We start from the raw sequence: 26,239 nt of genomic DNA on the forward strand, positions 1-26,239 counted from the left end.
ATGTTTTTCGACACCCACTGCCATCTCGATGACCCGAGCCTCTCCGCCGACCTTTCCGGCATCCTTGCCGGTGCCCGCGCAGCAGGCGTCACGGGTTTCCTGGTTCCGGGCGTACATCCTGCCAACTGGGCCAGGATCGCCGAACTCTCGAAACTCTCCTCCGCTATCCATCCCGCATTTGGCGTACATCCGATGCATGCCGACCTGGTGACCAGCGAAACCCTCGACGCCCTCGCTGCCTTTACCCCTCACGCCCGCGCCATCGGCGAAATCGGGCTCGATTACCAGCTTTCCTCTCCCTCCCGCGACTGTCAGCGTGAGGCATTCCGCGCCCAGGTGCGAGTTGCCGTTCAGGCAAAACTCCCGTTGCTGCTGCACTGCCGCAAGGCCTTCGGAGATCTGCTGGAGATTGCCCGGGAGGAGGGGATTGCCGAGGTTGGGGGCGTGATGCACGCCTTTTCCGGCAGCCCTGAGCTGGTTCGCGATTGTCTGCGGCTCAACCTGTACATCTCCCTCGCCGGCACGGTGACCTACCAGAACGCCGTGCGCCCGCCCGCGGTTGCACTGGCGGTACCGCTGGAGCACCTGCTCCTGGAAACGGACGCCCCGGACTTGGCGCCGGAACCGCACCGCGGTACGGTGAACCGGCCGGAATACCTCCTGGAGACCGCCCGGCGCGTGGCGGAACTGCGGGAAGTGTCTCTGGAAGAGCTGGCAGTGGCGACCAGCAACAATGCCCGGAAGCTCCTCCGGCTTTCCCACCCGTCCCCGTAGACCGCCCTGCCCCCCTCGTTCCTGAGTCATCCCCATCCAACTCCACCGTGCGGTGGTCCGCCTCCGGCTCCCCTGTTCCCTCTTCCCCTGTTCCCCGGTTCTGACCGCCATCCCAGCCCAGTCGGAGGCACCTTTTTTTACCTTCATGAGCTAAGTACTGCACCGGAGGCCAGCAGGTCAGGGGCCCTCTTCTCCACTAGCCGTACAGAATTACGGGCTTTTTCTCATAAACTGTTGACGTTTCAGCACCGCGAATTTTCCGTTAATACCCAGCCTTACCTATCTTAATTATTTGTGGTCGATTGACCGACGGGGGGCATTAGGTATAATTCACGCGAATGTCAGTTCAGCCAGCCGACGGAGGTGCAATCATGGTAAAGGAATACACCCTGCAGGAGGCGTTGAAGCTCGCGATCAAGACGGAAAAGGAGAGTATGGATTTCTACCGCAGGGCCGGCTCGATAACCAAGGACGAACGGTCCAAGAAGGTCTTCGATCTGCTGGCCAATGAGGAGGTCGCCCATCTCAAGGCCTTCTTCGAGCACTACCGGGGCAAGGATCTGGGTGACCTACCCACCCTGCTCAGCGGACCGATGGACAAGCTGTCGGCGACACATCAGGCGCTTGAGAAGGCGATCGCGGAGGACACCCACGAACAGAAGGCCTTGGAAATCGCCCTGCAGGAGGAGAAGGCCTGCGTGGAGCTCTACACTCTCATGCTGAAGGACATTGTGGATCCGCTGGTGCGTCGGGTCTTTGAAGCGGTTATCAAGGAGACCCAGGGGCACTACGACATGATCGAGGACGAGTACATGCGGGTTATGACCATGGTGGACCGCTCGGATCAGGACATCTACGTCAGGGAATAACGGCGGAGATGGTTTGTAAAATGAATATGGCCGGGGGCATAAGCGCCTCCGGCCATGTGTGTTTTTGGGTCTGCTGTCAGCTGGTCTATGTCCTACGTTGAAATCTAACCGGTGCCGTGGTCCCGGCCCTAACCTGAACCGCTGCTGTTTAATCCCTAGTCCCTGATCCCTAGCCCCTGATCCCTACTAGCCCCTTGTCCCTAGCCCCTGCCTCTCGCCCTGCCTCTACCCGACGTACTGAGAGTAGTACCCCTTCACCTTGGCAAGGTAGTCCCGCGTTTCGCGGGGGAGCGAGCTGAGGCCGCGCCGGTCCACGTTGCCCGGGCCCCAGTTGTAGGCGGCGAGTGCCTCGTCGACGTTGCCGTAGCGTTGCAGCATGTCCTTCAAGAACCTGGTGCCGGCCATCACGTTCTGCTCGGGATCGAAGGAATCGGTGACGCCGAGGCCCCGGGCGGTGGAGGGCATGAGCTGCATGAGCCCCTGGGCACCCGCGGAGGAGACGGCGCGCGGGTTGAAGTTGCTCTCCTGCTTGATGACGGCGCGGATCAACCCCGCATCGACGCCGTAGCGGCGCGAGGCCTTGTCGATGATCGCGGCAATGGAGGGGTTCGGACCGAGATCGGCGCTTTGCTGCGTCGATTCGCTGGAAAGCGGAGCGATGGCGTCGCCGTAGTCGCCGAAAACGTTGCCGGTGGCGCTGGCGCTACTGCCGGTGCCGTTCTCGCCTTTGGGAAGTTGTTCGAGGAATTTGTTGAGGAGCCCCTGGACTGCCTGGGACTGGGTGCTGGGAGGAGCGGCCTGTTCGCCGCCCAGGTTGAGCGCGGCGCTCAGCATCTTGAGGCGGAGGACTTCGGCCGCGGTGTTCGGAGTTACGGTTTCCTCTCCGGAGGGATTGCTCCGACCGGAGAGGATTTCTGCAAAGTTGGTTTGGGCGTTCGTGCTACCCGGCTCGCTCGTTTTCTTGGGAACTTCTGACCACTGCCCTGTCGCAACCGGATTAACCGACATAGCGCCCTACCTCGTCACGGGGAAAATTGTTCTCCATACACCAGCTTTTTCTTCTTCAACTTCTCGATCAGGGTGGTCCGCTTCAGGTTCAGGAGTTCTGCGGCCTCCTTCTTGTTGCCGCCGCTCTTCTCCAGAGCCTGTAGGATCAGCCTGTTCTCAAACTCTTCAACCGCACTGTTGAGGCAGAAGCCGTCCTCGGGGAGGGTCACCTGCTCGGTGCGAACCGGGCTCGACTTGCCGCCACGGTACTTCTCGGGAAGATCCGAGAGGGTCAGGGTCCCGGAACCCTTGATGATCACCAGGCGCTCGACCAGGTTCTCCAGCTCGCGGACGTTACCCGGCCACTCGTAGTTGGTCAGGATGTCCATCACCTGCTTGTCGAACCCCTGAACCTTGCGCTGCTTGGAGCGGTTGAACTTCTCCAGGAAACTGTTCAGCAAAAGGGCGATGTCGGCCTCGCGCTCGCGCAAGGGGGGAAGCACGATCGGGATTACCGAAAGCCGGTAGTAGAGGTCCTCGCGGAACTGCTTGGAGACCACCATCTGGTCCAGGTTCTGGTTGGTCGCCGCGATGATGCGCACGTCGACTTTTTTGCTGCGGGTAGCACCCACCGGCTCCAGCTCGCGGTTTTGCAGTACGCGCAAGAGCTTCACCTGCAGGTTCGCCTTCATGTCCCCGATCTCGTCCAGGAACAGGGTCCCCTTGTCTGCCATCTCGAAACGGCCGATACGGGTCGCCACGGCGCCGGTGAAGGAGCCCTTCACGTGACCGAAGAGCTCGCTCTCCAAGAGCTCGTCCGGGATGGCGGCACAGTTCACCGCCACGAAGTTCTTGCTGTTACGGTTGGAAAGGTCGTGGATGGCGCGGGCCACCAGTTCCTTGCCGGTCCCCGATTCCCCCTGGATCAGCACGGTGGAGTCGGAACTGGCCACTTTCTCGATCAACTCGAAGAGCGAGAGCATCTTTTCGCTCTCCCCGATGATGTTGTTCAAGAGGGCACGGTTCTTTATGCACGGTTTAGACCGAAAACTCTTGCTCTGCAGAACCTGGTGTTCGAGCCCGCGCTTTACGTGGGTTTCCAGTTCCTCGAGGTTGAAGGGTTTTTCCAGATAAAAAAACGCCCCTGCCTTCAGGAGATTGGCTGTCATCTCGTGGTTGGCAAAGGCGCTGTAGGCTATGGTCACGATCTCAGGACGGATCGACTTCAGCTGTTTGATGAACTCAAGGCCGTTGACCCGGGGCATCATGATGTCGGTGATCACCATCTGCACGTCGCTCAACTCGACCTTCTGCAGGGCATCCTGGCCGTCGAAGGCCTGGAAGACCTGGTACCCCTTGTAACTCAAAAAAGCCGCCACGAAGTCGCGGGTCTTTTTGTCGTCATCTGCAATAAGAATTCTCGGTGTTTCCATTGTTTCCCCGATTTCCGTTAAAGTTGCCCGGCATGAAACCGATACAAAACTGCAGCGCCCGCAAACTATAGCGGCTTCTTTCGGCAATGTCAATAAAATGACTTGCCCTCGGCACGGTTTATGTCAATTTTTTGCACTGCCGCGTGAATCACTCCCGTGAGGGTCGCCACCCGGCACCCGGAGGGGCTAACCCGGCGTTCCTGCGCGCGAAGCCTCCGCTAAAAAATTTTCTTCATATTTGCCAGTGGCATCCGAATAGGTAAGAACAGAGGGGACGCGGACGGCGATTCGCCCGACCCCCAGATCAGGAGCATACGGAGGGTCCATGCAAACGACCGCACTGAAGGTGAAAAGCGAAGAGTACGCAGGGGAACTGATCCAGCTGGTCAGCTTCAACCTGGAAAACGAGGAGTACGGGATCAACGTACTGATGGTGCGTGAGATCATCCGGATGCTCAACATAACCCGCGTACCCAATACCCCGCACTACGTGGAAGGGGTCATCAACCTGCGCGGCAAGGTGATCCCGATCATCTCGCTGCGGCGCAAGTTCGACCTCCCCGAGGCCGACTACGACAAGCGCACCCGCATCATGGTCATGGAGGTGGTCGGCGAGATGATGGGCTTCATCGTCGACGAGGTCTCCGAGGTGATCAGGATCTCGGAGAAGGAGATCCAGCCTCCCCCGCCGGTGGTCTCCAGCGGCATCGATCAGGAATGCATGGCCGGGGTGATCAACCAGGCCGAGCGCCTGTTGGTGCTTTTGGACCTGGAGCGCATGTTCACCGCAGACGAAAGAAGGATGTTCAGCAGCGTAGCGTAATTAGAGTTAGAGCCCACAACGGGGCCGCGACTTCCCCGACTTGGAGCAGACCATGCCGATAGATTGCGAAGATCAGGAACTTTTGGAAGGTTTTCTCGCCGAGACGACCGAGCTTCTCGAAAAACTTGACGACGACCTGGTGAGCCTGGAGAAGAGCCCGGAAGATGCCGAGCTCATGAACCGGATCTTCCGTTCCATCCACACCGTGAAGGGTGCCTCGAGCTTCCTCGGGTTCGACCTGTTGGTCAAGGTGACCCACAAGACCGAGGACGTCCTGAACCGCCTGAGAAAGGGCGAACTGGTGGTGACCCCGGAGATCATGGACGTGATCCTCGAGGCGGTCGACCTGGTAAAGACGCTGGTCGCCGACATCAAGGCCGGGGAGATCGTGGAGCGCGACATCGAGTCGACCATCGCGAAGCTGGTCCCGTTCCTGTCCATGAATGCGACGGAAGCCACCGTGCTCTCGGCCGCCCCGAAGGCCGAGGAGTCGGCTCCTGCCGCGTCTGCCCAGCCCGCAGCGGCGGCCCCGGCAGCCGCCCAGTCGGCGGTGCCCCAGGTTGCCCCCGCGGCCGCGAAGCTCAAGGAGCCCGTACCCCAGAAGGCGGCCCCGGCGGCCAAGGGGGAAGAGCTCGCCGACAACTCGACGGTGCGCGTCGACGTGAAGCGCCTGGACGACCTGATGAACCAGGTGGGCGAGCTGGTCCTGGAGCGCAACCGGATGATCCAGCTGCACTCCGACTACCAGAGCGGCCTCGACCCCAACGGTTTCTCCGACGACTTCGGCAAGCTCTCCAAGCGCCTCAACTTCGTCACCTCCGAATTGCAGATGCAGGTCCTCAAGATGAGGATGCTGCCGGTGGAGAAGGTCTTCAAGAAGTTCCCGCGCATCGTCCGGAACCTGGCGCGCGACCTCGGCAAGGAAGTCGACCTGCAGATCTTCGGCGAGGAGACCGAACTGGACCGCTCGGTCGTCGACGAGATCGGCGATCCGCTCATCCACCTGATCCGTAACGCCCTGGACCACGGGCTGGAGACCCCCGACGAGCGCGTCGCCGCCGGCAAACCGCGCATGGGTACCGTCATGCTCTCCGCGGCGCACGAGGGGAACCAGATCGTCATCAGCATCAAGGACAACGGCCGCGGCATCAACCCCGACAAGATCGCCCAAAAGGCGATGGACAAGGGGCTCATTACCGAGGAGCAGTTGGCCACCATGGGGAGCCGGGAGATCCTGGAGCTGATCTTCCTCCCCGGTTTCTCCACCAAGGAGCAGACCACCGACCTCTCCGGCCGCGGCGTCGGGATGGACGTGGTGCGCACCAACATCAGGAAACTAAACGGCATCATCGAGATCAAAAACGAACTGGGACACGGCAGCGAGTTCATCCTGAAGCTGCCGCTCACCCTTGCCATCATACAGTCGCTTCTGGTCGAGGTGGAGCGCGAGGTCTACTCCATCCCGCTCGCCTCGGTCATCGAGACCATGCGGGTCGACCAGAAGGAATTCCACATGATCGGCGGGCAGGAAGTGCTCAAGCTGCGCGACTCCGTGCTGCCGCTTTTGCGCCTGGGCCGGGTTTTCTCCTGTGCCGATGCCGGTAACGACCGTAGCACCTGCTACGTCGTCATCGTGGGCGTGGCCGAAAAGCGGGTGGGCCTCGTGGTCACCCGCCTCTTAGGACAGCAGGAAGTCGCTATCAAGTCGCTGGGCAAATTCCTCGCCAACCTCCCGGGTATCGGTGGTTCGACCATCATGGGTGACGGCAGGGTGGCACTCATCGTCGACCCGATGGGTCTCATCGGTGGAGGCGAAGGGACAGGAGTCAGGAAATCCGCAGCTGCCTGAGGGGACGATAATGGCATTTGAGAGCAAACCACTGGAAATAAAACCTGGATCTCAAAAGATTTCCGACAAGGACTTCGAGCAGCTCCGGGATTACATCTACAACGTCTGCGGCATCTATTTCCACAGCTCTAAAAAGTACTTCCTGGAAAGCCGTCTGGCGCGCCGGATGGAAGCGACCGGCAGCAAGACGCACATGGATTACTACCAGTACGTCCGCGGCGCGGCAACCGGCAGCGCCGAACTGAAGAAACTTTTGGACGAAATCACCACCAACGAAACCTGCTTCTTCCGTAACCTCCCCCAGCTCACCGCGCTGGAGAACAAGTTCCTCCCCGAGATCGTCGCGGTCAAGTCCAAGATCGGCTTCAAGAAGCTGCGCATCTGGAGCGCCGGTTCCTCCTCGGGGGAAGAGGCCTACACCATGGCCATGATCCTCCTGGAGAAGCGGGCCACGCTGTTAAAGGACTGGATCATCGAGATCGTGGGGACCGACATCAACGAGACGGTGATCGGCCAGGCCAAGGAAGGGATCTACAACAGCTACTCGGTGCGCAACACCCCGGACTTCTACCTGAAGAAGTACTTCAAGGAGGAGTCGCCCGGCCGCTTCGTGCTCTCCCCGGAGGTGAAGAAGCTGGCCAGCTTCAACCATTTGAACCTCTACGACGACAACAAGATGTTGTTCATGAAGAGCTTCGACTTCATCTTTTGCGCCAACGTGCTCATCTACTTCGACGCGGCCTCCAAGAGCAAGGTGGTGCAGCACTTCTACAACAATCTGCAGCCCTACGGCTACTTCTTCGTGGGCCAGTCCGAATCGCTGCACGGCGTCAACGACAAGTTCAAGACCGTACACTTTCCGGGCGGATTTTCTTACAACAAGTGAGGATGGGTATGGAAAAACAAGCCATGATGCAAGCGGCTCAGGAGATGGTGGAGAGCTTCGTCGATCTCCCCACCATACCGCAGGTGGCTACCAGGGTGATCGAGCTGTTGGACAAGCCGGGCGTCGAGCTGGACGAGGTCGCCGACATGATCCTGGCCGACCAGGTACTGGCGGCCCGCGTCATCAAAATGGTGAACTCCCCGCTTTACAAGCCCGCGCACGAAATCAAGTCGGTGAAACGCGCCCTGATCTACCTGGGCTTCCGCCACATCCGCGAACTCGCCTTCACCTGTTCCTTCGTGGACGTCTTCGAGGGACGCGACGGCATCCTCGACATCAAGAGCTTCTGGGAGCACTCCTTCGGCGTGGGTGTGGTGTCCAAGATCATCGCCCAGAGGGTGCGCTATCCGGACACCGAGAAGGCCTACCTGGTCGGGATCGTGCACGACATCGGCGAGGTGTTCCTGAGCTTCTACCGCCAGGAGACGTTCCGGCAGCTGCTCGATTCGGTGCAGGGCAAACCGTTCCGCCTGGTTCAAAAAGAGATCGAATTCCTGGGGACCTCGCACAACGAGGTGGGGCTCTGCATCGCCCGCAAGTGGAACTTCCCGGCCGACTACTGCGAGGTGATCGCGCTGCACCACGCCCCCGAGGAAGCTACGCTGGACCCGACGCTGTGCGCCATCGTCAACATCGCGGACCTGTTCTGCTCGGTCTGCCAGTTGGATTACGGCGGGCAGGCCTGGGTCTCCTTCAACCTGGCCGAGGAAAAGGCATGGTCCATCCTCAAGGCCTACGCACCCAACCTGGTCGACCTGGACGTGGAGCGCTTCTGCTATGAACTCGAGGACCGGGTCCCCGAGATCCAGGACATGGTCAAGTCGATCTTCCAGGGCATAGGAGGCTGACCGGTACCATGTTTACCAGCTCGCAGGGATCAAAACTGAGGGTACTCATCGTCGACGACTCCTCTTTCATGCGCATGGCGATCCGCGGGATCCTTTCCCGGGCGCCCGGCATCGAGGTAGTGGGGATCGCTTCGGACGGCATGGAGGGGGTGGAAAAGGCGCTCGCCCTGAAGCCCGACCTGATCACCATGGACGTCGAGATGCCGCGCATGGACGGCATCGCGGCCTTGAAGCAGATCATGGCCAAGCAGCCGACCCGGGTACTCATGGTCTCCACGCTGACCTGCGAGGGGGCCAGGGCAACCTTCGAGGCCCTCGATGCCGGCGCGATCGACTACGTCCCCAAGAACGTCACCGACTCGAAAGACGCCCAGCGCGCCTTCCAGGAGGCGCTGCTTTCCAAGGTGACCGAGGCCTCCAACTCGCGGGTGAAGCGGGTGCTGGGCATGCCGCGCCCCCCCATGGCACGCCCCCCCGAGGTGCGCCCCTCGCGCTTTTCCCGCAAGGTGAGCTGCGTCGGGATCGGCGCATCCACCGGCGGTCCGGTGGCGCTCCAGGAGGTGCTCTCCAGGGTGCCGGTCAACTTCCCGCACGGCATCGTGGTGGCGATCCACATGCCCAAGGCCTTCACCGGCCCGTATGCCGAGAGGCTCAACGCCAAGTGCTCGCTTTCCATCAAGGAAGGGGTCAACGGGGATATCGTGAAACCGGGACAGGTGCTGATCGCACCGGGGGGGCAGCACACCTCGCTGGTGAAGCAGGGGGCGAACATCGTGATGCGCGTCTCGCCCACCACCGATTACCCGCAGTACATCTACATCCCTTCGGTGGACCTGATGCTCACCTCGCTGGCCGATGCCTGCGGCGGTTCGATGCTGGGGGTTATCCTGACCGGGATGGGAAACGATGGTTTCAAGGGGATGCAGCACCTGAAGTCGAAGGGTGGGGTGACCCTGGTGCAGGACCAGGAGACCTCGACGATCTACGGGATGCCGCGGGCCTGCATCGATGGGAGGGTCGCCGATGTGGTGCTCCCCCTGGACCAGATCGGCTACGAGATCGGCAAGATCGGACACTAGCCGCTAGCGCCGCCCCTGGACCAGGAGCCCGCCGTCGCGGATGGTGACGGTGCAGGCGGAAAAACCTTCGCGTTTCAGTCGGAACAGTACGGCCGTAGCGGCCAGTGCATAGCAGCCGGGGATGAAGAGCTTGAGCTCTCCCCGGCTGTTTGTCATTGGGCCGATGCCGCCCCCCAGGGCCCTCGGCTCGACCTCGAGCAGCCCCTGGGCGTCGTAGCTTTCCCGCGCCGCCGCTTCCGCCCCGTAAGGTGGCTGGGCCCCAAGCTTCCTGGGGCGCAGCGCGAAGTAGATGAGCTCGACGGTACGCAACACGCGGTTCATAGCACCTCCTCAGTTCGTCCCGGCACCGCTCGCCTCGTGCGAGGGGCGCGGCTGACGGCTCCCCCAGTATACCCCGATCACCACCAGGCAGCCCCCCCAGATCTGGGCGGCTATGAGCCGCTCGTTCAATAACAGCGCCGCCAGCAGGGTCCCGAAGACCGGCACCAGGTTCACGAAGGCGGCGGCACGTGCCGTCCCGATCAGTTGCACCCCCTGGTACCACCAGACAAAGCCGACCACCGTCCCCAGAAGCGCCAGTTGCAGGATGGCGACCCACCCCATCAAGCTGAACTGGGGCAGCGGTCCACCAAGGGTCGCGTGCTCCACGAAGGCCGCAGGCACCAGGAGGACCGCGCCGAAAAAGGCCGCGTACGCGGTGGCCGCAAGCGGCGTGAATTTGGCGAGTACCATTTTGCCAAGTATCGAGTAGAGCGCCCAGCAAAGCGGTGCCCCCAGCATGATCAGGTCGCCGCGGTTGAAGGAGTGCTGCAGGATGACGTCCAGCGAGCCCCGGGCGATGACCAGGGTAACCCCGACCAGCGAGAGTAACAGCCCGGCCGCCTGGGTAGGGCGCACCTTCTCGCGCAGCCACAGGGCCGAGAGGACCGCGGTCAAGAGAGGGTTGATCGCCACGATGAGCGCGCCGTTACTGGCGGTGGTGAGCTTGAGGCCGGTGAAGAACACCGCGTTGTAGAGAAAAACGCCGGTAAGCCCCAGGCTGAAAAGCCCCAGGAATTGGCGCAGCGAGCGCGGCAGGGGGAAGCTCGTCCCGGCGCTGCGGGCCTGCCAGGCAGCCATCGGCACGAGCAGCAGGGCCGCGATAAGGAAACGTGAGCTGGCGGCAAAAAAAGGTGGCGCCTCCTTGACCGCAAAGCGTGCGGCGACGAAGGTGCCACCCCAGAAAAACGTGGTGAGCCAGAGCTTGAGATAGACGCGGTTGATACGAACCTCCTTCAATGCAGCTGTTTCAGTACTCAGTCAACGGTGAGCGACCTACCGCTTCCCGTTGTCAGTTGTCCATCGTCAATCGTCAATTAAATTACCTGCCTTCAGTTCCACCGAATCAGCTCCCGCTCCATATCCACCTGGTAGGGGTGTTTCGCCAGGAAGTCCATGCCGAGCAGGCCGTCGTGCAGCCCCTGGCTGCCACGGTAGGGAAGGACGTCCAGTTCGGGACCCGTCATGGTGAAAGGCCCCACGCTCAGTGAGTCGACGGGTGCCGCCCAGGCATGGACGAGCCTGCCGTCGGCGACCTCCGCCTGCGTCGCGCGCGCCGACTTCAGGTCGATCTTCAGTTTCCCCGCCACCCCTTCGTGGATCGAGCTGCGGGTCGCACCGGTATCGAGAACCAGTTCCACCCGGATGCTCTCGGCCCCGTGGCGAATGAGAACCGGCACCAGGATCTGGTTGTTGATGACCTGCACCCTGGTGAACTGGGCGTCTCCCCGCACCTGGCCGTGTTCTCCAAGCGAACCGGGTGCGGCTTCAGCCGGCGGTTTGGTCAATTTCAGGGTGATCGAAGGTGCCCCCCCTGTGCTAGTCGGCGGGAGCGGCGCCTGCGCCTGCGCCGGTGCAGGCAGGGCAGCGGGTCGAGGTACCGCGAGGGCCTCACGCCGCTCCGGCACATTCGGCAGCTCACCGGAACGGATCACCAAGCCCGCCAGCAGGGCCACCAGAAGAAAGCTCCCCACGGCAGCAACGCGACCCACCCGGAAGCTGCTCCGCTCGCTGGGGCGGCTGCACGCTGCCAGGAGCTGCTGGGCATAGACCTTCAGCTTCTTCTTGAGCAGCGGGTCTGGGCACCCTTCGGCTATCTCGGTCAGTACCGCCACGCCGCGGGTGTCCCTGGAGGCGCTTCTGATCATGGGGATGGCGATGAAACTCACCAGTTCCAGGACCGCAGCCTGCTTTTCTGCATACTCCGTGGTGTGCAGCGGCGGGCCGAGCTCGGTAAGGACCGTCCGGCTCATCTCGTAAAGCCCCGCCAGCAGGAGCTCCCCGCGCTCCTGCTCTCGGGGTACCTCGGACAGCTCGGCGGCCAGCTTCGCCTTCAGTACAGCACAACGTGCTTTCAGTTCCATCCCCACCTCCTCGCCCGGCTGCCGCGAAAGCAGCGGGCCCCGGAAAAGATGGGGAAAGTTTAACGCACAATGTTTCCGGCGTCGGGTTCCCTCACCAGCTTCTTCTCCTCATGTGTCATCCGCGATACCGTGCGCAGGACGTAGAGCATCGCTACCAGCGCGGCACCCCAGGTAACCACCAGGATCCCGCACCAGATGCCGTAGAGCCCCCAGCCGAGGAGGACGGCCAAGAGGTAGAAAACCGGCACCGGCAGGACAATCTGTCTCATGAGCCCGAGGATCAGCGGGAAAACCGGGCGTTTCAGCCCCTGGAGCACCGAGACGCTGGTGTAGAGGATCACGTAGGCAATGAAGACGAACACCTCGATGTGCAGGTAGTTGACGCCGATCTGCACCACCGCCGGATCCTTGGTGAAGAGTCGCATCAGGGGCCCGGCCCAGAGGAACACGCCTGCGGTCCCGAACGCCATCAGCACCACACCGGCTTTCAGTGCGGTCTGCACCGTTTCCAGCACCCGCTCCAGCCGGCGGGCGCCGAAGTTCTGCGCGACCAGGGCGAGGGTGGCGACGTTCATCCCCATGATCGGCATCAGGGCGATCTGCTCGATGCGGGTAGCGATGCCGTAGGCTGCCACCGCGTCGCGGCCGTAGCGCCCCACGAACCAGGTGATCACGAAGATCCCCAGTCCCACGGTGAGCATGTTGAGGCTGGAGGGGAAGCCCTGCTTGAAGAGCTCTAGGTAGGCGCGCCGCTCCGGCAGCAGCCCGTGCAGCGATCCCGTTAACAGGCCGGTACGCTTGGTGCGGCCGATGAGGTAGACATTGCCGAGGGCCTGGATCACCACGGTCGCCCAGGCGACCCCCGCCACGCCGAGTGCCGGCATGCCGAAGCCGCCGTAGAGAAACCACGGGTCGAGGACCAGGTTCAACAGGCACCCGGCCACCAGGAAATTGCGGAAACTCTTGGTATCTCCCGTTGCGTTGAGGATCGAGTTCAACACGAAGTTGACCAGGAAGAAAAGGCTCCCCATGAAGATGGCGTTGATGTAGCTCAGCGCCAGGTCGTGCACCTTCCCGGTGGCTCCCAACAGGGTGAAGAGCCAGGGGGCGAGCAAGAGCCCGGCCGCGGTCACCAGGGCGCCGTTGGCCAGTCCGAAGGAGATGGTCTGCACGGCGAGGTGGCCCGCCTCTTTCCGGTTATCGGCTCCCAGGGCATGGCCGATCAGGGCGGTGGCCCCGGTGGAGATCCCGGCACCCACGGCGATGATCAGGAAGAAGACCGGAAAGGACATGGAAAGCGCGGCGAGCGCCTCGGTCGAGACCTTCCCCCCATAGTAGGTATCCACCACGTTGAACATGGTGTTGAAGAAGTAGCCGATGCTGGTGGGAACCGCTATCTTGCGGATCAGCTTCGGAATGGGCTGGTTCAGGAGGTCGAACTGTTGGCTCATAGGTCGTGTGATTCTCGAGAGTGCTGGATGGACACCGGATTGGCGAAGGGAGGATGTTACCCCGGTTTGTCGGGCGGGGCAAGCCGGATTTGCCTCAGTACTTAAGGACCCTGCTCAGGAAGCTGGTCAACTCCGCGGTCTTTGGCTGGTTGAAGAGTTCGTCCGCGTGGCCGGTTTCCAGGATCCTGCCGCCGGAGAGGAACAGGCAGTGATCCGCCACCCGGCGCGCGAACCCCATGTTGTGGGTCACCAGGATGAGCTCGCGCCCCTCCGCTTTCAGCTCGGCGATCAGGTCGAGGACCTCGGCAGTCATTTCCGGATCGAGGGCCGAGGTGGGTTCGTCCAGCAGCAGGAAGCGCGGCTTGATGGCGATGGCACGCACGATGGCCACCCGCTGCTGCTGACCACCGGAGAGTTCCATGGGCATCTTGTGGGCATGCGCCTCCAGGTGGAAGCGCCGCAAAAGCTCGAGCGCATACGCGGTCGCCTCTGCCCGCGGCTGGCCGTGCGCCTGCACGAGCGGCAGGGTCACGTTCTCCAGCGCCGTCAGGTGGGGGAAGAGGTTGTAGGCCTGGAACACGGTCCCTATGCGGCGCCGGTAGCGGATCAGGTGCTCCTCGTGGCTGGGGAGCGGGTCGCCGTCGATGAGGACGCTCCCCTGGTCCAGGAGCTCAAGCCCGGCGAGCACGCGCAAGAGAGTCGACTTCCCCCCTCCGGAGGGGCCGATCAGCACCAGGGAGCGCGCCTCGGCCTCGAGCGTTATGCCATCCAGCGCCGTCTGGCCCTGGAAGCGCTTTACCAGGTTGGTCAGCTTAAGTTGCATAGCGGAACCTTCCCTCCAGGTAGCGGCTCAACAGCGATATCGGCAAGGTCAGTATCAGGTAACCGACGGCAAGCGGCAGGTAGCTCTCCATGGTGGAATAGGTGAAGGCGTTCACCTCCTGGGCGTTCAGAGTGAGTTCGCTCACCGCGATGATGGAAAGCAGCGAGGAGTCCTTGATGAGCGAGGCGAACTGGCCGGCCAAGGGGGGCAGGATCCGGCGCATCACCTGGGGGAAGATCACGAAGCGGTAGGTCTGGCCGCGGGTCAGGCCGATGGCGCGGGCCGATTCGAGCTGGGTATCGCCGACGCTTTCGATCCCCGCCCTGATGATCTCGCTGATGTAGGCGCCGGCGAAGAGCGCCAGGGTCAGCACCCCGACTGCATAGCGGTTACCGATACCGAAGGCGTCAGCAACTACGTAGAAAAAGACCAGGATCTGAACCAGGAGCGGCGTGCCGCGGATCAGCTCGACGTAGATCTTGCCGAGGTAGCGCACGACGAGCAAGGAGGAACGCTGGGCGAGCGCCGTGCAGAGACCGAAGAAGATGCTGGTGATGAGCGAGGCCGCGGAAATGGCCAGGGTCACCAGCCAACCGGTGAGGAATTTCTGCCGGTAACCATAGATGGCGCCCCAGTTCCAGCCGTACTGGAGGCGGTAGAAGGCGTAGCTGAAGATGGCGGCGAGGATGAGGACTGCCAGCAGCACGCCGATGATTCTTCCGTGCAGGGTAATCTCTTCCTTGTTGCCCCTGCGGCGTACGAAGAAGGCGGCTGTCCAGCGTGATTTCATGAAACCTCGGGTGGTCGCTTAGAACAGGGAGTGGAGCCGGTAGTGGCCTCGGCGACCTCCCCTTCCCCCGCAGGGTCAGGGGAGCAACAGCCTTGCACCTATAAGAAGAACGGGAACCCCAGCTGCTGGAAGGCGTCCTTCTCCTCCTTCAGGTAGCGGTCGCCGAGCTTGCCGAAACCGCCGCTCTTCCTGAACTCGAAAAGAAACCGGTTGACCTTTGCCTTAAGCTCGTCGTTCCCTTTACGGATGCCGACGGCCCAGGATTCGGTCTGGAAGGGCTTGAGTATCGGGCGGGTGGTATCCCGGTTTCTCTGAAAATTCTGGTAGGTCGACATCTGGTCGTAGATGAAGGCATCGGCCTTCCCTTGCACCACCTCGAGCACCGCGGCCGCTTCCTTGTCCAGTACCAGGACCTTTGCTTTCTTCAGGTTGTTACTTGCGTAGAGGTGACCGGTGGTCCCTTTCTTGACGGCGATGGTACGCCCCGGCTGATCGAAGTCGACGATGGTGCTGCCCCGGACATTTTTGCCGGCCAACAGACAGAGGCCCGTGGTGAGGTAGGGATCCGAGAAGTCGATGGATTTGGCGCGCTCAGGCGTCGCCGTCATCGAAGAGATGATCAGGTCGATCTTCCCCGTCTTCAGTGCAGGGATCAGCCCATCGAAGGCCATGTTCCTGATTTCCACCGGCCGCCCCAGCGCCTTGCCCAGCTCGTAGGCCAACTGTACGCTGACCCCGTCGGGCTTCCCCTTGGCATCGGTCATCTCGAATGGCGGGTACGCCAACTCCATACCCACCACCAGCGGTTTTCCAGCGGCGTGCACCGGTATCGAAACGGCTAACTGCAGGACCAGGACTAGAGTTAACAGGCCAATACACTTGATCCCTTTGAACAAGGTGCACCTCCACTGATAAAAGTTGCTGATACCTAATACACCCTGGGTCGGTTACTGTCAATGAAGGGACGCTTACTTGTGCTTGCGTGGTGCCACTGAGTCTGGAGCAGGCGGGAACAGTGTGGACAAGTAATCTTCTCGTACTGGATGAGTTCCATCGTGTGAGTGAATTTCCCCTCGCCCTCCGGGAGAGGGATGCGCACCCGCGCAATAGTATTCGGAGGGGCCACTGCCGGTTCGGCCACCCACAAACAAAAAAAGAGCGGCCTCAAGCCGCTCTTTTTCGTTCTTTATGCAAAATGTATCGGTTACAGCTTCGCCTTGCCGGCAACCTGAACCCTGATCAGGGCGCGCTCGAGAGCGGCCTCGTAGATGCGGAAGTTCTTGTCCTCCGGGGTGAGCCCTTTAAGCTCGGCCTCGGCGCGGCCCAGAGCGGCCTTGGCGCGCTCCAGATCGATTTCGTCCGCCTTCTCGGCGGTCTCGACCAGGACGGTAACCGTGTCGTTCTCTACTTCGAAGTAGCCCCAGTTGACCGCCATGTGGTACAGCGCACCGTCCTTTTTATAGGTCAGCTCGCCGATCTTCAGGGAGGTAAGGAAGGGAGCATGGCCCGGAAGCACGCCGAACTCGCCGAGTGCACCGTTTGCGGTGATCTCGTCGACTTCTTCCGAGAGGACCTTCTTGTAGGGAGTTACCAGTTCTACTTTCAGTTTTTCAGCCATATATAACCCTTCTTAGAGTCCTGCGCCGTCCCATGCGGGCCGGTCTTTACCGCAGAACCAATGGGATTGTGAAGGTCGAGGCAGGGCGAGCTGTCACTCGCCCCACCTATCGTTTGATTAGACAGCCAGCTTCTTGGCTTTATCGATGGCTTCCTCGATGGTGCCGACCATGTAGAAGGCCTGCTCGGGGAGGTCGTCGTGCTTGCCGGCGATGATTTCCTGGAAGCCCTTGATGGTGTCTTTCAGCTCGACGTACTTGCCCGGGGAGCCGGTGAAGGCCTCTGCCACGTGGAACGGCTGGGAGAGGAACTTCTGGATCTTACGGGCGCGGGCCACGACCAGCTTGTCTTCCTCGGAGAGCTCGTCCATACCGAGGATGGCGATGATGTCCTGGAGATCCTTGTACTTCTGGAGAACGTACTGGACCTGACGGGCCACACCGTAGTGCTCGTCGCCGATAACCTGCGGGTCGAGAATACGGGAGGTGGAGTCCAAGGGGTCCACTGCCGGGTAGATGCCGAGCTCGGCGATCTGACGGGAGAGAACGGTGGTGGCGTCCAAGTGGGCGAAGGCGGTAGCCGGAGCCGGGTCGGTCAAGTCGTCGGCCGGTACGTAGATCGCCTGGACCGAGGTGATGGAACCTTTCTTGGTCGAGGTGATGCGCTCCTGCAGCTCGCCCATCTCGGTTGCCAGGGTCGGCTGGTAACCTACCGCGGAAGGGATACGGCCCAGAAGTGCGGACACCTCGGAACCTGCCTGGGTGAAGCGGAAGATGTTGTCAACGAAGAGGAGCACGTCCTGGCCTTCCTCGTCACGGAAGTACTCGGCGATGGAGAGCGCGGAGAGTGCGACGCGGGCACGTGCCCCCGGCGGCTCGTTCATCTGGCCGTACACGAGAGCGGCCTTGTCGAGAACGCCCGACTCTTTCATCTCCATCCAGAGGTCGTTCCCTTCGCGGGTACGCTCACCCACGCCGGCGAAGACCGAGAAACCGCCGTGCTGCTTGGCGATGTTGTTGATGAGTTCCATGATGAGAACGGTCTTGCCTACGCCGGCGCCGCCGAACAGGCCGATCTTGCCGCCCCTGGCGTACGGTGCCAAGAGGTCGACGACCTTGATGCCGGTGGTGAACGCCTCGACCTTGGTGGACTGGTCCACGAAGAGCGGTGCGTCGCGGTGGATGCCGTACTCTTTCTCGGCGCCAACCGGACCCATCTCGTCAACCGGCTCGCCGATGACGTTCAGGATGCGGCCCAGGGTCTTCTTGCCGACCGGGACGGAGATCTGCTTGCCGGTATCGACGGCTTCCTGGCCGCGAACCAGACCATCGGTGGAGTCCATTGCGATGGTACGGACAGCGTTCTCGCCCAGGTGCTGGGCAACTTCCAGAACCAGGTTCAGCGGCTGATCGTCAATGGCCGGGTTGGTAACCCGGAGTGCCTGGTAGATCGGCGGGAGCTTGCCCGGCTCGAATTCGACGTCGATAACCGCGCCGATGACCTGCGAAATTTTTCCGATGTTCTGGCTCATGTAACCTCTTCCTCCTGCGGCCCTCGCGGACCACTATTTGTTATAAGTTTTAACCTTTAATGGATTCCGCACCGGAGATGATTTCCATCAGCTCCGTGGTGATGGCCGCCTGACGTGCCCGGTTGTAGATCAGGGTAAGTTTCCCGATCATCTCGGTCGCGTTCTTGGAGGCGGCGTCCATCGCCGTCATACGTGCGCCGTGCTCGGAGGCAACCGACTCGAGGAGCGCCTTGAACACCTGGACTTCGATGTGCTTGGGCAACAACTCGTCCAGAAGGGCCGCCTTGGAAGGCTCGTAGATGTACTCGACCCCCTGCTCCTCGTCGTCCTGGTTCTTCGGGGCGATGGGGAGGAGCTGCTCCAGGGTGATGTCCTGGGTCATGACGCTCTTGAAGGCGTTGTAGATGACGTAGACTTCGTCGTACTCCTCGGCCAGGTACCCCTCGATCAGTTCCTGGGCCACCAGGGCCGCGGTCTGGTAGGAGAGGGTCGAGAAGATGTTGCCGTGGTGCTTCCTGACCGTGTGACGGCTTCTCAGGAACTCGTACCCTTTGCGGCCGATGGTCATCAGCGAAAGCTCGCTGAACTCGCCCTTGCGCTCACGGATGAAGCGCTCGGCTGCCTTGGAGAGGTTGGCGTTGAAGCCGCCACAGAGACCGCGGTCCGAGGTGACCACCACCAGGAGGGCCCGCCGGCTCTCGCGCTGCACCATGAGGGGATTGGCATCCGCCTCCTGGCTTGCTGCCAGGCGCTCCAGCACCTCGGCCAGCTTCCCGGCGTACGGCCGCGCCGCTACTACGTTCTCCTGGGCGCGCCGCAGCTTGGCCGCCGAGACCATCTTCATGGCCTTGGTGATCTGGCGGGTATTTTTTACGGATACGATCCGTTTTTTAATGCTCTTAAGGTTCGCCATTTAGCTGTCCGTCCTTGGATTAGGCAGTAAATTCCTTCTTGAACTCCTCGAGGCCGGCGACGATCTGGGCTTTCAGGTCGTCGTCGATGGCCTTCTTGTCGCGCAGGGTGGCCAGAACGTCAGCCTTGCGGGAGTCGAAGAACGCGTAGAGTTCGGTCTCGTAACGGCCCAGGGACGCGACCGGGTAGTCGTCAACGTAGCCGTTGTTGGCTGCGAAGATGACCAGAACCTGCTTCTCGTTGGAGAGCGGACGGTACTGCGGCTGCTTCAGGATCTCAACCAGGCGTGCACCGCGGGCGAGCTGCATCTGGGTCGCCTTGTCCAGGTCGGAACCGAACTGGGCGAAGGCTGCCATCTCGCGGTACTGGGCGAGGGCCAGACGCAGGGTACCGGCAACCTGCTTCATCGACTTCATCTGGGCCGAGCCGCCGACGCGGGAAACCGAGAGGCCGACGTTGATGGCCGGGCGTACGCCGGAGTAGAACAGGTCGCTCTCCAGGTAGATCTGGCCGTCGGTGATGGAGATAACGTTGGTCGGGATGTAGGCCGACACGTCGCCCGCCTGGGTCTCAATGACCGGCAGAGCGGTGAGCGAACCGGCGCCGCACTCGTCGGACACCTTGCAGGCACGCTCCAGGAGACGGCTGTGCAGGTAGAAGACGTCGCCCGGGTAAGCTTCGCGCCCCGGCGGACGGCGGAGCAGCAGGGAGAGCTGGCGGTATGCGACGGCCTGCTTGGAGAGGTCATCGTAGATGATCAGGGCGTGCTGGCCCTTGTCGCGGAAGTACTCGCCCATGGTGACGCCGGTGTAGGGGGCGATGAACTGCAGCGGAGCCGGCTCGGAAGCCGTAGCCGCGACGACGATGGTGTAATCCATGGCGCCGTGCTCTTTCAGCTTGGAGACGACCTGGGCAACCGTGGAGCGCTTCTGGCCGATTGCGACGTAGATGCAGATCACGTCGCCGCCCTTCTGGTTGATGATGGTGTCGATGGCGACGGCGGTCTTGCCGGTCTGACGGTCGCCGATGATCAGCTCGCGCTGACCGCGCCCGATCGGAACCATGGAGTCGATCGCCTTCAGGCCGGTCTGCATCGGCTGGTGCACCGACTTACGCTTGACGATGCCGGGGGCCTTCACTTCGACCTTGCCGAAGGTGGAGGTATTGATGGCGCCCAGGCCGTCGATCGGCTCGCCGATCGCGTTGACCACGCGGCCCACCAGGGCGTCACCTACCGGGACCTCGACGATCCTGCCGGTCAGCTTGACCTGGTCGCCTTCCTTGATCTCGGAGAAGTCACCGAGGATCGCGGCACCGACGTTGTCTTCTTCCAGGTTGAGGACCATGCCGGTGATACCGCCCGGGAACTCGAGCAGCTCGCCTGCCATCGCCTTGTCAAGACCATGGATACGGGCAATACCGTCACCGATGGAGATAATGGTGCCGGTTTCGGCTACCTCTACCTCTTTGCCGTACCCCTTGATCTGCTTCTTGATAATCTCGCTGATTTCTTCCGCTTTGATTTCCATAGAACCGTCTCACCCCTTCTGTAATGTATCTTGAATTCTTGCTAACTGTGTCCTTACGCTTCCGTCAAAGACTTTGCCGCCGATCTTGGTGATAACACCGCCGATGAGCGAGGGATCCACTTCAACCTTGAGTTCCACCTTCTTGCCGGTCGACTTCGCGAGCGTCGCCTTGATCTCCTCGATCTGGGCGGCGTCCAGCGGCAGGCCGGAGGTGAGCGTCGGGCGGATCACGCCGGACAGCTCGTCGGCCATGGCGCCGTAGCTCTCTGCGATGAGCGGCAGCGCAACGAGGCGGCCGCGCTCCAAAAGGAGCATCAGCAGGTTGGATACGATCGGGGAGACCTGGGAGCGGCTAACCAGCTCCTTCATGATCTCGGTCTTGGACTCGATGCCGTAGGCGGGGTTGCTGAACACTTGGGCGAGTTCGCGGTTCTCGGTAAGAAGCGCGCTGAACCGGCCCAGGTCGGCGTTGTACTGGTCGACGGCCCCGGACTCGGAACCTATCTGCACCAGCGCCTTGGCGTAACGTTTGGCAATCGCGTTAATGCTCAATGTAGAGTCACCACCTTGGAGATATATTCGCCCACCAGCTTGTCCTGGTCGCCTTTTGCAATGTTCTTCACGATCTTCTGCTCGGCCAGCTCGACGGCCAGCTTGGCGGCCTCGGCGCGGAGCTCGTTTTTCGCCTTGAGCACTTCCTGCTCGGCGGCCACTTCGGCCTGGGCCACGATGCGGGCAGCTGCTGCGTTCGCCTCGGCGACGATGCGCTCCTTCTCCAGCTCACCCTCGCGCTTCATGTTGGCCGAGATCTGCTCGATCTCCTGGTTGGCGGCCTCGAGGCGGCCGTTGTACTCCTGGAACTTCTTTTCGGCGGCTTCCTTGGCGGCGACCGCTTCTTCCAGGGTGCGCTTGATGCCGGCGGAACGGGCGGCCAGGGTCCCTTTCAGGTCGGCCTTCTTGATGGCCCAGACAGCGAGGACCACCAGGGCGCCGAAGTCGACACAGCGCCAGATGAAGTCCTTCATCTGAGCGGCGCCATGCCCGCCTTCGTGTCCGCCAGCGGCGTGCTGGGCCTCTTCGGCGAAACCGAAGGCGGCCAGGCCGAGGACGATGCCGCAGACGCAGAGAGCGGTCAGGGCGGTGCGGGAGATACGAGTAATATGCATGCTTACAGACTCCTTCCGAGTACTTTTTCGCAGATATCGGCGGACAGGGCCTCGGCGCTCGCCTTCAGGGCAGCGCGGGCTTCCTCGGCTTCCTTGGCGACCTTGGCCTTGATGGAAGCGAGCTTCTCGGTCGACTCCTGACGGGCCTTCTCGAGGATGGCGGCCTCCTGAGCCTGCGCTTCCTTCTTAAGGACAGCGCGCTCGTCGGCGGCACCGGAGCGGATCTCGCGCAGGCGGGCCTCGTAGCTGGCCATTTTCTCCTGCACCTCGCGATCAACGGCAGCGCTCTTCTCTTTGGCGCCGGCGATCAGCGCGGCCCGGTCGGCAAGATGCTTCCTGATCGGCTTGTACAGGAAGACGTTCAGCAGCAGCACCAGGACCAGGAAGTTCACCAGCTGGAATACAAATGCGATGTCTAAATTGATCACCAATCCACCTCTTGTTGAACATTTTTAAAGCGCTTGCTTACCCGCACCAAATCTGCGGTGCGCAAAACAGGTGGTAACTACCACATAAATCCCTCAACTGTCAAGCGATTTATCCCTTTTGAAAGTAAAATTGTATACACGTATACCTTTCACGTGGTTAGCGGGCACTGATTAGCGGAAAGCAGATCAGCTGATTTCCTTGCCGGAAAGAGGGGAGGAAGGGGAAGGAAAAAGGGGCGCCGGAGCCCGTCGCTGCAGGCTCCGGCCTTGGGTGTGGCAAACCGTTTAGAGGTCGAGGATTTCGATGATGCGGGCCAGGTCCTTCTGGTCCGAGAAGCTGATCTCCAGCTTGCCGCCGCGTCCGGAGCGGCGCAGGGCGACCTTGGCGGCGAAGTGGCGCTGGATGCGGTCCAGAAGGTCGCGGTGGTCGGCGTCCTCGGCCTTGCGCGCCTTGGGGACGATCTTCGCCTTCTTCTTCTTGACCAGCGCCTCCGCCTCGCGCACCGAGAGGTGTTTCGAGACGATCTCGTCGCGGGCCGCCTTCTGCTCCTCGTGGTCCTCGAGGGTCAAGAGCGCCCGGGCATGTCCCATGGAGAGCCGGTCCTCGGCGATGTCCCGCTTTATCTCGGGGGGGAGCTTCAAAAGCCTCAAGGCGTTGGCGATGGTGGAGCGTTCCTTGCCAACCCTCTTGGCGAGCTCCTCCTGGGAGAGGTCGAAGCGCTCCAGAAGCGCGTGGTAGGCCTCGGCCTCCTCGACCGCGTTCAGGTCCTCGCGCTGGATGTTCTCGATGAGCGCCATCTCGAGCGCGGTGTCCTCGGAGACGTCCTGGATCACCACCGGGACCTCTCTCAGCCCCGCCTTTTGCGCTGCACGCCAGCGGCGCTCGCCGGCGATGATCTCGTAGTGGTCCTCGCGCCTTAACACGACGATCGGCTGGATGATCCCCTTCTCGCGGATCGAGGCGGCGAGTTCCTCCAGCTTCTCGTTCACGAAGGTCTTGCGCGGCTGCTCCTTGTTGGGCTTGATCTCCTCGATCGGGCAGGAGAAAAACTTCTTGCCAGCCTTGTCCTCCACCACCGGAAGCGGTGGCGGGATCAGTGCACCGATCCCCTTGCCCAGTCCCATCTTCTTAACCATGTGCCGCCTCCCGCGTAATCAGTTCCTTGGCCAGGTCCAGGTAGCTCGTGGCCCCCTTCGAGGTGATGTCGTAGAGGATGATCGGCTTGCCGTGCGAAGGCGCCTCGGAGAGCCGGACGTTCCTCGGGATCACCGTCTCGAAGGTCTCTTTCGGGAAGTGGGTGCGGATCTCCTCGCTCACCTGGTGCGAGAGGTTATTGCGGGCGTCGAACATGGTGAGCAGGATCCCCTCGATCTTCAGCGCGCTGTTGAGCCCCTGCTGGATGAGGCCGATGGTCTTGAGGATCTGGGAGAGCCCTTCCATGGCGTAGAACTCGCACTGCATCGGGATGAGGACCGAGTTGGCCGCAGTCATGGCGTTGATGGTCAAAAGGCTCAGAGAGGGCGGACAGTCGATGAAGATGTAATCGTAGGAGCCGTTCAACTTGCCCAGGATCTGCTTGAGCCGTTGCTCGCGCCCCTGCACGTCGGCCAGTTCCAGCTCGGCGCCCGCCAGGTCCGAGGTGGCCGGCAACAGGTGCAGGAACGGGATCTCCGTCTGCAACACGATCTTGTCAGGTGCCGTGTCCTCGATCAGCGCGTCGTAGATGCTCTCGGTTAGTGCCGACTTGTCGGTGCCGACGCCGGACCCCGCGTTCCCCTGCGGGTCCATGTCCACCAAGAGTACCCGGCGTTCCGCGACCGCCAGCGAAGCGGCGAGGTTCACCGCCGTCGTGGTCTTGCCGACGCCGCCTTTCTGGTTCGCCACACAGATGATTTTTGCCATATCTCTTCCCGCCCGAAATGGTTGGTGTCTTGGTTCAGATAAAAAAGGTTCCTGAAAAAGACATGAAAATTACCACAGCGACGCCGCTATGCAAAGCGTTTTTCTCGCCGCGAGCTGTAAGCTCCTTGACTTAGGTCAAGGCTTCCCGGCGCCGGCCGCGTTAGGGTGTAAGCTGTCCTGCGCTCGTCACCTGCCGATGCAGCACCAGAGCGCCGCAGACCAGAACCCGCAGTCCAAGGAGTCCGCATGAAAATCGTCGTAGCCAGCCTCGTTTTGCTCCTCGCCGCCCAGAGCGCCTTCGCCTTCCAGTGCAACGAATGCCACAGCAAGAACCCCGCAATGGTCAATATGCACCAGGCGCTACAGGGGCGCGACTGTTTTGCCTGCCATCGCATCGGTGAAAAGCTGATGGGGAAAGCCGTCCCCAAGGACAAGGCCGCCCAGATGCAGCGCCGGGTGACCGAAGCCATCTGCCTGGAGTGCCACAAGAAATAGAATTTCGCTGAAAGGCGATCTTTTGCTGGCACACGACCTCTCAACGCTCCCCCCTTTGGAATAGGGGGGCAAGAGGGGATTCGCTTTGCCGCCCGCGGCGTTCCGCATCTCTGCACGTTCGCTGCCCTTCCCGCCCCCCCTCCCCTTGCGGGAGGGGGCACGGGGGTGGGGGTGGCTGCCACAACGAGAAGCCGTCAGTACTGCCGAGCGCCGACCTCCCCCATTAAGAGCATCACCCTCCCCTTCCAACCAACCAAGCGCCTCCCGCCGCGCCCCCCTATCCCCTTAACTTCCCGTACTCCTTGCGCATCCCGACGCCTCCGGTATACTTGCCCTGGCTAATTAACCGCTGTTGGAGGGCGCATGACCAGCTTTGCCGATCTGCCGATTCGTCGGAAATTCAACATCCTGCTCTCCCTGTTGCTGCTGGTCCTCTTTCTCGCCTCCGCCCTCTTCACCTACCAGCGCCAAAAGAGCTTCGTGCTCCGTTTTGCCGTCGACAACGCCCGCAATTTCGCCCGCCAGCTCATCGAAACCCGCGATTACATGTCCTCGGTGGTCCGGGGCGAGCCGGAGCAGAACTACAACCTGGTGCCGCAGGTGGTGGCTACGCAGGTCGCCAAGCGGGTGACCCAGAACACCAAGTACTACCTGCGCCAGGTGTCGCTGCGCTACCGCAACCCGCTGAACAGGCCCGACGCCTACGAAGCGGAGCAGCTGAAAAATTTCTCAGGGCAGGCACGCCCTCGCGAGGTGTACGGGGTGCTCGACTCCGGCGGCAAAGAGGTCTTCCGCTACCTGCAGCCGATGATCGCGACCCAGTCCTGCCTGGAGTGCCACGGCACCTACGAGTCGGCGCCTCGTTTCGTGCAGCAACGCTTCCCGCCGGGGCACTACTCCTACAACTACAAGGTGGGCGAGCTGATCGGCGCCGTTTCGGTCACCATCCCCATGCAGGACCTCTACGCCGGACTCGGCGTCAATTTCCAGCTCGACCTGGCCACTCGCGGGGCGGTCTTCTTCCTGATCATCCTGATTACCGGGATGGTGCTGCGCCGCCAGATCGTCGACCCGGTCAAACAGCTCTCCGAGGAGATCACCACGGTCACCAGGACCGGCGACTTCCAGCACAAGCTCCCCCGACACGCCAACGACGAGATCGGCCAGACCTTCAGCGCCTACAATGACCTGATGGACGAGTTGGCACGCCGCACCCTGCAGTCCCGCGAGGCGGACGAGCGCTACCGGCTCTTCATCGAACTCTCCAACTCGGCGGTGGTCACCTTCATGCCAGACGGCAAGATCGTCATCGCCAACCAGAAGGCTGAAGCCCTCTTCGAGCGCTCGCGCCAGTCTCTTCTGGGTGAGCCCCTGTTCGCCTTTCTGGAAGACGACGCACAGTTCCGCAGGCTCCTGATGCCCGGGATGAAGGAGAAGGAGGAGGATGTGCCGGTCACCGTGCGCGGCAGCAAGGGTAAGCTCACCGAGGTGCTGGTTTCCGTGACCGCCTCGCGCACCGACCGGGAGCCCCTGTTCACCGCCATTTTGCGCGAGAAGGAGACCACGTGATCCCCGCTCCACTAG

At 61.8% G+C, this 26,239-nt stretch carries 27 protein-coding genes; 9 read left to right on the forward strand and 18 right to left on the reverse strand.

The window, feature by feature from the left end; all coding sequences use genetic code 11:
* Both H7688_RS05005 and H7688_RS05010 read left to right on the forward strand, forming a co-directional pair.
* The gene (locus tag H7688_RS05005; protein WP_183359961.1) at nucleotides 1–774 is read left to right on the forward strand and encodes a TatD family hydrolase; all 774 of its coding nucleotides are present in this window, start codon (nucleotides 1–3) and stop codon (nucleotides 772–774) included.
* A 371-nt stretch (nucleotides 775–1,145) separates the two neighbouring features.
* Nucleotides 1,146–1,643: a ferritin-like domain-containing protein gene (locus H7688_RS05010; RefSeq protein WP_183359962.1), complete on the forward strand. Its 498-nt coding sequence runs from the start codon at nucleotides 1,146–1,148 to the stop codon at nucleotides 1,641–1,643.
* A gap of 225 nt (nucleotides 1,644–1,868) precedes the next feature.
* Here H7688_RS05010 and H7688_RS22580 read toward each other — a convergent pair whose 3' ends face one another.
* Nucleotides 1,869–2,651, reverse strand: a complete 783-nt coding sequence (locus H7688_RS22580; protein ID WP_246329715.1) for a lytic transglycosylase domain-containing protein — start codon at nucleotides 2,649–2,651, stop codon at nucleotides 1,869–1,871.
* 14 nt (nucleotides 2,652–2,665) lie between these two features.
* The gene (locus tag H7688_RS05020) at nucleotides 2,666–4,063 is read right to left on the reverse strand and encodes a sigma-54-dependent transcriptional regulator (RefSeq protein WP_183359963.1); all 1,398 of its coding nucleotides are present in this window, start codon (nucleotides 4,061–4,063) and stop codon (nucleotides 2,666–2,668) included.
* 325 nt (nucleotides 4,064–4,388) lie between these two features.
* Between H7688_RS05020 and H7688_RS05025 the strand changes: the two genes are divergently transcribed.
* Genes H7688_RS05025 through H7688_RS05045 form a run of 5 tightly spaced genes read left to right on the forward strand, consistent with a single transcriptional unit; the run spans nucleotide 4,389 to nucleotide 9,608 of the window.
* The gene (locus H7688_RS05025) at nucleotides 4,389–4,886 is read left to right on the forward strand and encodes a chemotaxis protein CheW (protein WP_183359964.1); all 498 of its coding nucleotides are present in this window, start codon (nucleotides 4,389–4,391) and stop codon (nucleotides 4,884–4,886) included.
* Nucleotides 4,887–4,938: 52 nt separating this feature from the next.
* Nucleotides 4,939–6,735, forward strand: coding sequence for a chemotaxis protein CheA (locus tag H7688_RS05030; RefSeq protein WP_183359965.1), 1,797 nt, complete (start codon nucleotides 4,939–4,941; stop codon nucleotides 6,733–6,735).
* Between the two features lie 10 nt (nucleotides 6,736–6,745).
* A complete protein-coding gene (locus H7688_RS05035; RefSeq protein ID WP_183359966.1) occupies nucleotides 6,746–7,621 on the forward strand; it encodes a CheR family methyltransferase in 876 nt (291 codons plus the stop codon).
* 8 nt (nucleotides 7,622–7,629) lie between these two features.
* A complete protein-coding gene (locus tag H7688_RS05040) occupies nucleotides 7,630–8,529 on the forward strand; it encodes an HDOD domain-containing protein (RefSeq protein ID WP_183359967.1) in 900 nt (299 codons plus the stop codon).
* Nucleotides 8,530–8,537: 8 nt separating this feature from the next.
* Nucleotides 8,538–9,608, forward strand: a complete 1,071-nt coding sequence (locus H7688_RS05045) for a protein-glutamate methylesterase/protein-glutamine glutaminase (RefSeq protein WP_183359968.1) — start codon at nucleotides 8,538–8,540, stop codon at nucleotides 9,606–9,608.
* A gap of 3 nt (nucleotides 9,609–9,611) precedes the next feature.
* On the opposite strand, the gene H7688_RS05050 is transcribed toward H7688_RS05045, so the two are convergent.
* The 16 genes from H7688_RS05050 to H7688_RS05125 form a co-directional block, all read right to left on the reverse strand.
* Nucleotides 9,612–9,929: a hypothetical protein gene (locus H7688_RS05050; protein ID WP_183359969.1), complete on the reverse strand. Its 318-nt coding sequence runs from the start codon at nucleotides 9,927–9,929 to the stop codon at nucleotides 9,612–9,614.
* A 9-nt stretch (nucleotides 9,930–9,938) separates the two neighbouring features.
* The gene (locus H7688_RS05055) at nucleotides 9,939–10,886 is read right to left on the reverse strand and encodes a DMT family transporter (RefSeq protein WP_183359970.1); all 948 of its coding nucleotides are present in this window, start codon (nucleotides 10,884–10,886) and stop codon (nucleotides 9,939–9,941) included.
* Between the two features lie 92 nt (nucleotides 10,887–10,978).
* Nucleotides 10,979–12,010: a retropepsin-like aspartic protease gene (locus H7688_RS05060; protein ID WP_246329716.1), complete on the reverse strand. Its 1,032-nt coding sequence runs from the start codon at nucleotides 12,008–12,010 to the stop codon at nucleotides 10,979–10,981.
* A gap of 59 nt (nucleotides 12,011–12,069) precedes the next feature.
* The gene (locus H7688_RS05065; protein ID WP_183359971.1) at nucleotides 12,070–13,461 is read right to left on the reverse strand and encodes an MATE family efflux transporter; all 1,392 of its coding nucleotides are present in this window, start codon (nucleotides 13,459–13,461) and stop codon (nucleotides 12,070–12,072) included.
* A gap of 94 nt (nucleotides 13,462–13,555) precedes the next feature.
* Nucleotides 13,556–14,284, reverse strand: coding sequence for an amino acid ABC transporter ATP-binding protein (locus H7688_RS05070; protein ID WP_183359972.1), 729 nt, complete (start codon nucleotides 14,282–14,284; stop codon nucleotides 13,556–13,558).
* Nucleotides 14,274–15,074 (reverse strand): amino acid ABC transporter permease, encoded by an 801-nt coding sequence (locus H7688_RS05075; RefSeq protein WP_183359973.1) that lies wholly within the window; start codon nucleotides 15,072–15,074, stop codon nucleotides 14,274–14,276. The genes H7688_RS05070 and H7688_RS05075 overlap by 11 nt, the downstream gene beginning before the upstream one ends.
* A 98-nt stretch (nucleotides 15,075–15,172) precedes the next feature.
* Nucleotides 15,173–15,970 carry a transporter substrate-binding domain-containing protein gene (locus H7688_RS05080; protein ID WP_198424456.1) on the reverse strand — a complete coding sequence of 266 codons (798 nt, stop codon included), beginning with the start codon at nucleotides 15,968–15,970 and terminating at the stop codon, nucleotides 15,173–15,175.
* A 308-nt stretch (nucleotides 15,971–16,278) separates the two neighbouring features.
* Nucleotides 16,279–16,692: a F0F1 ATP synthase subunit epsilon gene (locus H7688_RS05085; protein WP_183353562.1), complete on the reverse strand. Its 414-nt coding sequence runs from the start codon at nucleotides 16,690–16,692 to the stop codon at nucleotides 16,279–16,281.
* A gap of 117 nt (nucleotides 16,693–16,809) precedes the next feature.
* Nucleotides 16,810–18,222 carry a F0F1 ATP synthase subunit beta gene (gene atpD / locus H7688_RS05090; RefSeq protein ID WP_183359974.1) on the reverse strand — a complete coding sequence of 471 codons (1,413 nt, stop codon included), beginning with the start codon at nucleotides 18,220–18,222 and terminating at the stop codon, nucleotides 16,810–16,812.
* Nucleotides 18,223–18,271: 49 nt separating this feature from the next.
* Nucleotides 18,272–19,135: an ATP synthase F1 subunit gamma gene (gene atpG, locus H7688_RS05095; RefSeq protein WP_183359975.1), complete on the reverse strand. Its 864-nt coding sequence runs from the start codon at nucleotides 19,133–19,135 to the stop codon at nucleotides 18,272–18,274.
* 19 nt (nucleotides 19,136–19,154) lie between these two features.
* Nucleotides 19,155–20,663, reverse strand: a complete 1,509-nt coding sequence (gene atpA / locus H7688_RS05100; protein ID WP_183359976.1) for a F0F1 ATP synthase subunit alpha — start codon at nucleotides 20,661–20,663, stop codon at nucleotides 19,155–19,157.
* A 9-nt stretch (nucleotides 20,664–20,672) separates the two neighbouring features.
* The gene (gene atpH, locus H7688_RS05105) at nucleotides 20,673–21,215 is read right to left on the reverse strand and encodes an ATP synthase F1 subunit delta (RefSeq protein ID WP_183359977.1); all 543 of its coding nucleotides are present in this window, start codon (nucleotides 21,213–21,215) and stop codon (nucleotides 20,673–20,675) included.
* The gene (locus tag H7688_RS05110) at nucleotides 21,212–21,829 is read right to left on the reverse strand and encodes a F0F1 ATP synthase subunit B (protein WP_183359978.1); all 618 of its coding nucleotides are present in this window, start codon (nucleotides 21,827–21,829) and stop codon (nucleotides 21,212–21,214) included. Before H7688_RS05110 ends, atpH begins: the two co-directional genes overlap by 4 nt.
* A 2-nt stretch (nucleotides 21,830–21,831) precedes the next feature.
* Nucleotides 21,832–22,257 carry a F0F1 ATP synthase subunit B family protein gene (locus H7688_RS05115; protein ID WP_183353568.1) on the reverse strand — a complete coding sequence of 142 codons (426 nt, stop codon included), beginning with the start codon at nucleotides 22,255–22,257 and terminating at the stop codon, nucleotides 21,832–21,834.
* A 285-nt stretch (nucleotides 22,258–22,542) separates the two neighbouring features.
* Complete coding sequence (locus H7688_RS05120) at nucleotides 22,543–23,394, reverse strand: ParB/RepB/Spo0J family partition protein (protein WP_183353569.1); 852 nt, start codon at nucleotides 23,392–23,394, stop codon at nucleotides 22,543–22,545.
* Nucleotides 23,387–24,160, reverse strand: a complete 774-nt coding sequence (locus H7688_RS05125; protein WP_183359979.1) for a ParA family protein — start codon at nucleotides 24,158–24,160, stop codon at nucleotides 23,387–23,389. Before H7688_RS05125 ends, H7688_RS05120 begins: the two co-directional genes overlap by 8 nt.
* Before the next feature lie 246 nt (nucleotides 24,161–24,406).
* On the opposite strand from H7688_RS05125, the gene H7688_RS05130 reads away from it, so the two are divergent.
* Both H7688_RS05130 and H7688_RS05135 read left to right on the forward strand, forming a co-directional pair.
* On the forward strand, nucleotides 24,407–24,655 hold the full coding sequence (locus H7688_RS05130; RefSeq protein ID WP_183359980.1) for a cytochrome c3 family protein: 249 nt from the start codon (nucleotides 24,407–24,409) through the stop codon (nucleotides 24,653–24,655).
* A 363-nt stretch (nucleotides 24,656–25,018) separates the two neighbouring features.
* Nucleotides 25,019–26,224 carry a c-type heme family protein gene (locus H7688_RS05135; RefSeq protein ID WP_183359981.1) on the forward strand — a complete coding sequence of 402 codons (1,206 nt, stop codon included), beginning with the start codon at nucleotides 25,019–25,021 and terminating at the stop codon, nucleotides 26,222–26,224.
* Nucleotides 26,225–26,239: the final 15 nt, after the last annotated feature.

Source organism: Geomonas limicola (genome assembly GCF_014193675.1).
GTDB classification, from domain to species: domain Bacteria; phylum Desulfobacterota; class Desulfuromonadia; order Geobacterales; family Geobacteraceae; genus Geomonas; species Geomonas limicola.